Genomic DNA, 3,967 nt, shown 5'->3' with positions numbered 1-3,967 from the left:
ACGCTCACCCGCGGCGAGGGCCTGTTGGGAATGCGCGCGCACGGCCTGTTCGGACCGCGTGGCGGCATGGTCACGGTGGCGCAGATCGACTGGGTCTATGGCGAGGGCGCGCAGCGCTGGAGCACGCCGGCCCCGACCAGCCAGGCCGAGCAGGAGACCAGCTACACCCCCGCCCACATCCGCCGCGATCCCGACGCCGAAGCCCTGGCACTGGACACCATCCGCGAGATGGGCCTGTTGCCGCTGCGCGAAGATGCCCTGCAATGGCGCGCCCACAATCCCCTGCACGATGCCGGTCCGCTCTGGAGTTTGATGCTGGAAGCATCCTTCGGTGACTTCTGGGCCGACCAGGCGCCGCGCCTGCAGCAACTGGGCTGGACCTTACGCGTGCGTCCCGGCTTTGCCCACGAGAGTGTGCCGGTCAGCGCCTGGCGGTTCATCGTCAGTGATGACACTGGTGAAGTCATGGCGCGCGAAGTGGCCGCACCGCTGCAGCCGCGCGCCTTTTCCAGCGAGGTCTTCGATGGACTGGACCCCAGCGGTCGCTGGCTGCTTTCGATGGGCATCGAGGTCGATGGCCAGCACCTGGACCTGGCACCGATGGTGGCCGACCTGCTGCGGCGCGACCCGCGCTGGGGCGATGCCCAGCAGGTCGAACGCATGGACCCGCACGCGGTGATTTCATTGCGCGCACCCGGTGGCCGGCGCATCGATGCCATGGTCGGCCCCTTGAAAGCCGTGGTGCTGGCGCTACTGGATCTGTTGGTGGACCTCAAGCGCAAGGAGGGCCCGCTAGCGCTTTCGCCCTGGGATGCCCATCGCCTGGAGAGCCTGCAGCACGCCTTGCAGGGTATCGAAGGCGGGGCCCCCTGGCACTTGAGTGGCGCCGCCGGCCTGCTGCAACTGGCGCAACGCCTGCGCGCAGCCGGCAGCGTGCAGCCGGTAGCGCCACCGGCCGGACTGGGACTGGACTTGCGCGGTTACCAGCGACAAGGCGTGGCGTGGTTGCAGTACCTGCGCCAGCACGGCCTGGCCGGCATCCTGGCCGACGACATGGGCCTGGGCAAGACCGCCCAGGTGCTGGCCCACCTGTTGCTCGAACAGCAGGCCGGTCGCCTCGACTTGCCAGCGCTGGTGGTGGTGCCGACTTCGCTGCTGCTGAACTGGCAGCAGGAAGCGCGCCGCATCGCCCCGGCCCTGCGCGTGCAGGTGCTGCATGGCGAACACCGCGCCGCGCAGTTGCCCGCCATTGCCGCCGGCCAGGCCGACCTGGTGCTGACCACCTATACCCTGCTATGGCGCGACCTGGATGCGCTGCTGGCACTGCACTTTCACCTGCTGGTGCTCGATGAGGCGCAGACCATCAAGAATGCCGGCGCCCGCAGTGCCGCTGCAGCACGCCGCCTGCACGCGCGGCATCGCCTGTGCATGACCGGCACCCCGGTGGAAAACCACTTGGGCGAATTGTGGAGCCAGTTCCATTTCCTGATGCCGGGTTTGCTGGGCGACGCTCGCAGCTTTGCGCGCTTGTGGCGCAAGCCCATCGAGCAGCAGGGCCAGACCGTGCGCGCTCGCCTGCTGGCCCAGCGCGTGCGCCCCTTCATCCTGCGCCGACGCAAAGAGGATGTGCTGCAGGAGTTACCCGCGCGCATCGAGATGGTGGAGCGCCTGCCCTTGCAGGGGCGTCAGCGCGAACTCTACGAAAGCGTGCGCATGGCCGCCGACAAGCAGGTGCGGCGGGCCCTGGAGCGACGCGGCCTGGCCAGTTCGCAAGTCACGGTGATGGATGCCTTGTTGAAGCTGCGCCAGGTCTGCTGCGACCCCTACCTGTTGAAGCAGGGCCGTATGCCCAAGGGCCTGGAGCGCGCCAAGATCGAATGGCTGCGCGACACCCTGCCCACGTTGATGGAAGAAGGCCGGCGCGTGCTGGTGTTCTCGCAATTCACCAGCATGTTGCAACTGATCGCCAGCGAACTGGCGGCCTTGCAATTGCCCTGCCTGATGCTCACCGGCGAGATCGACCCGGCCGCACGCGGCGCTGTGATCGCGCAGTTCCAGGAGCAAGCCGTACCGCTGATGCTGGTGAGCCTGAAGGTGGGCGGCGTGGGTCTGAACCTGACCGCAGCCGATACCGTGGTGCTGGTCGATCCCTGGTGGAACCCGGCCGTGGAACAGCAAGCCATCGCCCGCGCCCACCGCTTGGGCCAGCGGCGCCAGGTGTTCGTCTACAAGCTGGTCATCGAAGGCAGCATCGAAGAACGCCTGCTGGAACTGCAGGCGCGCAAGTCAGCCCTGGCCGAAGGCATGTTGGGGCGCGATGACGCCAGCACCATCAAGTTCGGCGAAGAGGAATTGCAGGCCCTGCTGGCACCGCTGGGGGCGGGCATCGCCGAGAAGATCCTGACCTGAACGTCTGCGGTTGGCTGTCAGTTTTTCCACTCCGCCACGTCTTCCAACGTGCGCCGTTCGGCATCCACCGCCCAGCGCCAGGCGCAGCCGCCGGCCAGCAGCGCCAGACATGCGCCCAGCGCATAGCCGGCTGCCACCGCATGAGGGTCGCCGCTGGCAATGAGCCAACCCAGCAGCACCGGTGCGACGAAGCCGCCGACACCGGTGCCGATGGCATAGAAGATGGAAATGGCCATGGCTCTCATGCGCAGCGGGAATACCTCGCTGGCCGTGAGATAGGCCGAACTGGCCGCGGCCGAGGCCACGAAGAAAACCGCGCTCCAGCACAGCGCCAACGTGCGGGCATCCAGCCAGCCGGCATTGAATGCCCAGGCAGTGGCCGCCAGGCCGGCGCCCGCCAGCAGGTAGGTGGCGGCGATCATGCGGCGCCGGCCGATGGTATCGAACAACTGCCCCAGCAGCAGCGGCCCCAGCACATTGCCCAGCGCGAAGGGAAAAATGTAGAGCGCCACGCGATGATCCGGCACGTTGAAAAAACGCGTCAACACCAGCGAATAGGTGAAGAAGATCGCGTTATAGACGAAGGCCTGGGCCACCATCATCAGCGCCACCATGAGGCTGCGCTGGCGATAGCGATGCAGCAGCACCTGGGCGATTTCGCGCCAGGCCATCATGCCGCCGCCCGGCTGCGCATGGCCGCTGTCGGGCGCAGCCGGCAAGGCGCCATGCTGGGCCGCGACCTCGGCTTCGATATGGCGCACCACCGCCTCGGCTTCTGCATGACGGCCATGCATGAGCAACCAGCGCGGGCTTTCCGGCACATGCCGGCGCACCAGCAGAATGGCCACCGCCAGCACTGCGCCCAGCAGGAAGCAGGCGCGCCAGCCCAGCGCCGGCCCCAGCACCTGCGGGTCCAGCAGCAGCAGCGACAAGCCCGCCCCCAGCGCGGCCCCGATCCAGAAGCTGGCATTGATGATGAGATTGACCCGCCCGCGCACGCGCGCCGGCACCAGCTCATCGATGGCCGAATTGATGGCCGCGTACTCGCCGCCTATACCCAAGCCGGTGACCAAGCGACACACCGCCAGCCACAGGAAATCCTGCGCAAAGGCAGTGGCCAGGGTGGCGGCCATGTACAGCGCGAGCGTGAGCATGAAGAGCCGCTTGCGTCCCAGGCGGTCGGTCAGCCGTCCGAACAGCAGGGCGCCCAGTACCGTGCCGGCGATGTAGAGCGAACCGCTCCAGCCGACCTGGGCCGCATCCAGCGCCAGGGTGTCCGAGCGTTCCAGTACGCTACCCAGCGACCCCACCAGCGTGACTTCCAGCCCATCGAGCACCCAGGCCACGCCCAGCGCGATGACCACGCGCCAGTGCCAGCGGGGTGCAACGAGGTGGTGCGGCCAGACGGTTTGTCAAAGCCGCTGCGGCCCGCTACCATGATGCGCTTCGCTGTCCCATGCACGCCAATGCAATAAATTATTTTCATGAAGCATCAAAGCTCAACTCTAGCGGTTCCGGAGACTTCCGCGGTTCCGCGCCATGTGCCATCATCATGGAC

The 3,967-nt window shown here is 67.3% G+C and carries 2 protein-coding genes; one reads left to right on the top strand and one right to left on the bottom strand.

What is annotated here, in order from left to right; translation table 11 throughout:
• Positions 1 to 2,409: DEAD/DEAH box helicase (locus I5W_RS07530; RefSeq protein WP_050010633.1), on the top strand; the 2,409-nt coding region annotated here is incomplete at its 5' end.
• 17 nt (positions 2,410 to 2,426) lie between these two features.
• On the opposite strand, the gene I5W_RS07525 is transcribed toward I5W_RS07530, so the two are convergent.
• The gene (locus tag I5W_RS07525; RefSeq protein WP_044528766.1) at positions 2,427 to 3,773 is read right to left on the bottom strand and encodes an MFS transporter; all 1,347 of its coding nucleotides are present in this window, start codon (positions 3,771 to 3,773) and stop codon (positions 2,427 to 2,429) included.
• Positions 3,774 to 3,967: the final 194 nt, after the last annotated feature.

Source organism: Herbaspirillum sp. B65 (assembly GCF_000333555.1).
GTDB lineage: Bacteria > Pseudomonadota > Gammaproteobacteria > Burkholderiales > Burkholderiaceae_D > Herbaspirillum > Herbaspirillum rubrisubalbicans.
This window is presented reverse-complemented; position numbering and strand designations above follow the sequence as displayed.